The 4,266-nt window shown below is 38.0% G+C and carries 4 protein-coding genes and 3 pseudogenes; 5 read left to right on the top strand and 2 right to left on the bottom strand.

Annotation, left to right across the window (positions count from 1 at the left end; genetic code table 11):
* Positions 1 to 372, top strand: a 372-nt coding sequence (locus PVV60_RS09625) for a toxin-activating lysine-acyltransferase (protein ID WP_273724566.1), incomplete at its 5' end; no start/stop codon positions are given.
* Positions 373 to 633: 261 nt separating this feature from the next.
* Here PVV60_RS09625 and PVV60_RS09630 read toward each other — a convergent pair.
* Together PVV60_RS09630 and PVV60_RS09635 are read right to left on the bottom strand one after the other, a co-directional pair.
* Positions 634 to 1,067 (bottom strand): annotated as a pseudogene (locus tag PVV60_RS09630) (helix-turn-helix domain-containing protein).
* A gap of 64 nt (positions 1,068 to 1,131) precedes the next feature.
* Positions 1,132 to 1,778: pseudogene (locus tag PVV60_RS09635) on the bottom strand (DNA adenine methylase); the annotation flags it as partial.
* On the opposite strand from PVV60_RS09635, the pseudogene PVV60_RS09640 reads away from it, so the two are divergent.
* The 4 genes and pseudogenes from PVV60_RS09640 to PVV60_RS09655 form a co-directional block, all read left to right on the top strand.
* Positions 1,759 to 2,352, top strand: a pseudogene (locus tag PVV60_RS09640) (tyrosine-type recombinase/integrase); the annotation flags it as partial. The pseudogenes PVV60_RS09635 and PVV60_RS09640 overlap by 20 nt on opposite strands.
* Before the next feature lie 207 nt (positions 2,353 to 2,559).
* On the top strand, positions 2,560 to 2,760 hold the full coding sequence (locus tag PVV60_RS09645; RefSeq protein WP_015856172.1) for an AlpA family transcriptional regulator: 201 nt from the start codon (positions 2,560 to 2,562) through the stop codon (positions 2,758 to 2,760).
* 99 nt (positions 2,761 to 2,859) lie between these two features.
* Entirely contained in the window at positions 2,860 to 3,414 is a 555-nt protein-coding gene (locus PVV60_RS09650; RefSeq protein WP_404977308.1) for a hypothetical protein, read from the top strand.
* Between the two features lie 77 nt (positions 3,415 to 3,491).
* Positions 3,492 to 4,266 (top strand): DUF3987 domain-containing protein (locus tag PVV60_RS09655; protein WP_273724568.1); only part of this gene is annotated, 775 nt, incomplete at its 3' end.

Consider the following 4,266-nt stretch of genomic DNA (forward strand, 5'->3'; position numbering starts at 1 on the left):
CGCCGCTGGCGAATCTGGGATATAGATCGAAATTTAGGACCAGCTTTACAGACTGGGCAATATAAACTCTATAAAAATGAACGTGGAGAATTTTGCGCCTTTATCACTTGGGCTTTTTTAGATGAGAAAAATCATCAATCTATGCTTGAAAAGGGAGAGCTTTTATCCGATGCTGATTGGCAAGGCGGAGAATATATGTGGTTTATTGATTGTGTGGCACCCTATGGACATGCTGCTGGTATGGTACGTGACATGCAGCGGCATGTGTTTCCTAATCAGCATTATTGCTACGCTGTTCGGCGGAATGAAGATGGTGGGATACGGAAAATCACCCGCTGGTGTTGCTATAGAGAAAAAAATCCAACCAAATAGTTTTTCTAAAGAAAATGCGGATAAACCATTTAAAAGAGCTCTTTAAGCGATAGCTATAGTAAAAGAAAACCTTACCATATTTAGAGCTAACCCGATACAAATGGGTATTTTTCAACTTACCAGACTTGCTATGAATAGAAACAGATGGTTAAGGGGGTAATCCACTCTCACGCTGAACTTTGATTAACTAATTTCACTAGAATTGGCTGGGGTACCTGAATTCGAATCTTAAATTTAATTGCTATAACTTGTTGATTTTATTTATATTTTTTTAAGGTTAGGGACCATATAATTAGGTTCGGGAATAGGATTTTCAGACTTTCCTTTACAAAGCGCATTCTTTTTTCCAGCTTTCTCTAATAATTTTTTTAATAGTCCTAAATCTTCTTCTGAAATAATGTTTATCAGTCTAGAAAACATACACCAACAGCTTCACATCTGAATGTATCAGAAGGCTTTATAGTGAAACTTTTGCGACAAGCATCCGATTCTCTTCTCAAAATTTCTGCTACCTCTTGATCTAAAGCGTAGAGTTCAATTATCTTTTCCTCCAGTCCTACAGGAACAGATTTTTTGCCAATTTCTACAGATGATAAAAATCCTACAGATATATCTAATTTTTTAGCCATATCTAAAAGGCGTTCTGAATGATCAATGCGAAGTTTGCGTAAGGTTTTACCAAATGGTGTTGGCATCTAGAAAGTCCTATTAGAGAAGAAATATTTCTTCTGATTCTAACAAATCTTTTTATGATTTTCCTCAATTATTGCGAATCAAGAGTTCTTTTCGGGGAGTTTTTTTTGCCATACCCGCCGTCCAAACGGTACCAACTTCTAAAAAGTCAAAATCTTTAAAGATCTCTCGAACTGCATCACAATCATTTAGACTCAAGACAAATTTACCTTGGATTCCTTTGAGAACTTTTGCCATACTCACAAAATCATCTTCAACAAAATTCCCAGAGCTGTAACGCTTCTTCTTTACAAGATAAGGCGGGTCTAGATAAAATAAACTGTTGGGCGCATCAAAAAGTTCAACAACCCGTTCCCACGATAAATTTAAGATAGTGGTATCAAGAAGTTTTTTCCTAACACGTTTCATCCTTGCTAAAAGTTTGTCCGGATTAAAGCTTACCGTTTTTTTTCCTACAAAGCTAAAAGAGTAGTAATCTTCTTTCCCATACATGACACAACGTTGGAGAAACAAAAAGCGTGCAGCTCTTTCAATTTTGGTGAGGCTCTCTGGGGAATAGATGCAAGTTCAAAAAACAACTGTCTCGAACAAACAAACCACTCCAATCGTTTGGCTAAATCATCAAAGTCATTTTGAACGCATTGAAACAGATTCGTGATCTCTCCATTTAGATCATTAATAACTGAATATTTCGCTGGTCTTTTATTAGGAAAGCAACGCCTTAAAGTCAAAAATAGACCAGCTATGGATTGGAAAGATGTTCCTGCTTTTTATCAGACACTCAATAAAACGATAACAATGACACACTTAGCTTTGCGCTTGCTTATTCTGACAGGGGTTCGTACACGCCCTTTACGTTATATCCATAAAGATCAGATTGACAGGGATATATGGACCATTCCTGCTGAAAATATGAAAGGCAAGCGTGATGCTACAAAAGAATTTCGTGTGCCTTTATCAACAGAGGCATTAGACATTCTAAAACAAGCCCGCTCGCTTTCACGCAATGATTTCTTTTTTTCTGCAACTGGTCGAGGTCCTCTTGGTGAGAATTGCATGTCACAATATATGCAACAGATTGGACTTGAAGCACGCCCCCATGGTTTTCGCTCTAGTTTACGCAATTGGCTTGCTGAAACAACTGATGCCTCCTATGAGGTCGCTGAAACTATTCTAAGTCATACAGTTGGCGGCAAAGTAGAACGTGCCTATCGTCGCACTGATTATCTAGAACAGCGCCGTGTTTATATGGATAAATGGGCGGCATATGTCACAGGTCAATCTTAAGATATGGGGTGAATAACCCCATTATCTGTGGATAACTTTAGCTCTCTTGTCTCTCATTCTTTCTCAATAAGATTCATAAATTATCACATTACAAATTATATGATAAAATATTGTTTTCTATAAATAAAATACCTTCAAAAATGAACCAAAATGTGGTTAATAAATAGTTATGATTTGTTCTCATTTTTTGATAGAAAGGAAATTATTATGACAGAAAATGATATTCTTTTGACAGACCGTGAAAGTGCAAAATTGCTTCATATGAGTGTCTCAACATTCCGCCGTCATGTTACCAATGGCTCTTTGCCAAAACCTTTAAAATTTGGCTTTTTATCGCGTTGGTTACAATCAGATCTTTTGAATGTCATTGAGCAAGCAAAACAGCAACGTTATAACGACGCGGCATAAAAAAACCTTGTCACGTAAGGACGGACAAGGCTTTCTCAAACTCATCACCCTAGAGTTAGCATAATCCGTCCTATGGTGCAATAATCATAGGATAAAAAAATGTTTTCTTATATAAATGCTTGGGGCATCACAAATGCCTTGCATGGGGTTTGGCATGGATATTATGGGATAGCCCGTTGTCCTGCTCATGATGATAGGCTGCCTAGCTTATCCCTTTCTCATGGACATGATGGGCGTCTTTTACTTTATTGTTATGCTGGCTGCTCTTTTAGAGAGATCATACAAGCGCTCAGAAGAATTGGCTTGCTTGGAAAACAAGCCTTTTTTGATAAAGCTTATGATCAGACGCTTTCTTTATCCAAACAGAAAACAGAGAGAGCAAAAGCAATTTGGCAACAATGCCAACCAATCAAAAATACTTTAGCAGAAACCTATTTACGTATGCGGGGTATTACATGTGATTTGCCTGCTGATTTACGCTTTCATAGCAAGTGTCCACACCCTTTAGGGATTACACTGCCCGCGTTGGTGGCTCTTGTTAAGGGTGTTGGTTCCTTTGCCATTCATAGGACCTTTTTAAAAGACAATGGCTGCAAAACAGATCAATCACCAGCAAAAGCCATTTTTAACCTCGCTGCACGTGCCTATAGCTAAGGCTTTGAGGTCTTTATGATGCAAGCTCCTAACGCTTTAGATTTCAATGATTTTCTCTATTATTCAAGGTAAGTAATATGGCAAAAGATAATCAAAATATTTTAGAGAATAATACCCCCGTCAATGATAACGAAAATACTTGTTTAAAAGCCATTCCTTATGAAGTCGCCTTGCAACAAAACGGTTGGAAGGAATTACAACAGATTGAGAGTGCTCTTTTACCCGTTGAACCTTTTAATCCATTACAGCTCCCAATGCCATTCATGGACTATATTTATGACGTTTCAGAGCGTCAACAAGCTCCAATGGATTTTATTGCTGTCTCTGCTTTATGCGGTTTGGCGGCTGTCATTGGTAATGGCGTGCGGGTTGCTCCAAAACAACATGATGATTGGACGATTGTCCCTAATCTCTGGGGCGCTCTTATTGGACAGCCTTCAACCATGAAAACACCAGCCATGAAAGCCGCTTTAGCTCCTATCTCTTGCCTTCAAAAGCAATGGTATAAAGACTGGTTAAAACAGAAAGAAAAACAAGAAATTGAAGAGATACTTGAAACTTTAGATAAATCAGAAAAGAAAAAACAAGCCCATAAAGCGATCAGAAAAGGAGAGTGTGAAACAGCCCGTGCTCTTTTGTATGAAACCCTCTCTAAAGATAATACATATGATGATGATGTCTCTCGTTTTATTGTCAATGATGTCACGGTCGAAAAGCTTGGGGAATTGTTAAAAGAAAACCCCCGTGGTCTCTTAATGGTTCGTGATGAGTTATCTGGTTTTTTAACCAATCTAGAAAGAAAGGAATATCAAACAGACCGTGCTTTTTATCTCACAGCTTTTAATGGAGATG

This window comes from Bartonella sp. AU18XJBT (genome assembly GCF_028618595.1).
Classification (GTDB): Bacteria; Pseudomonadota; Alphaproteobacteria; order Rhizobiales; family Rhizobiaceae; genus Bartonella.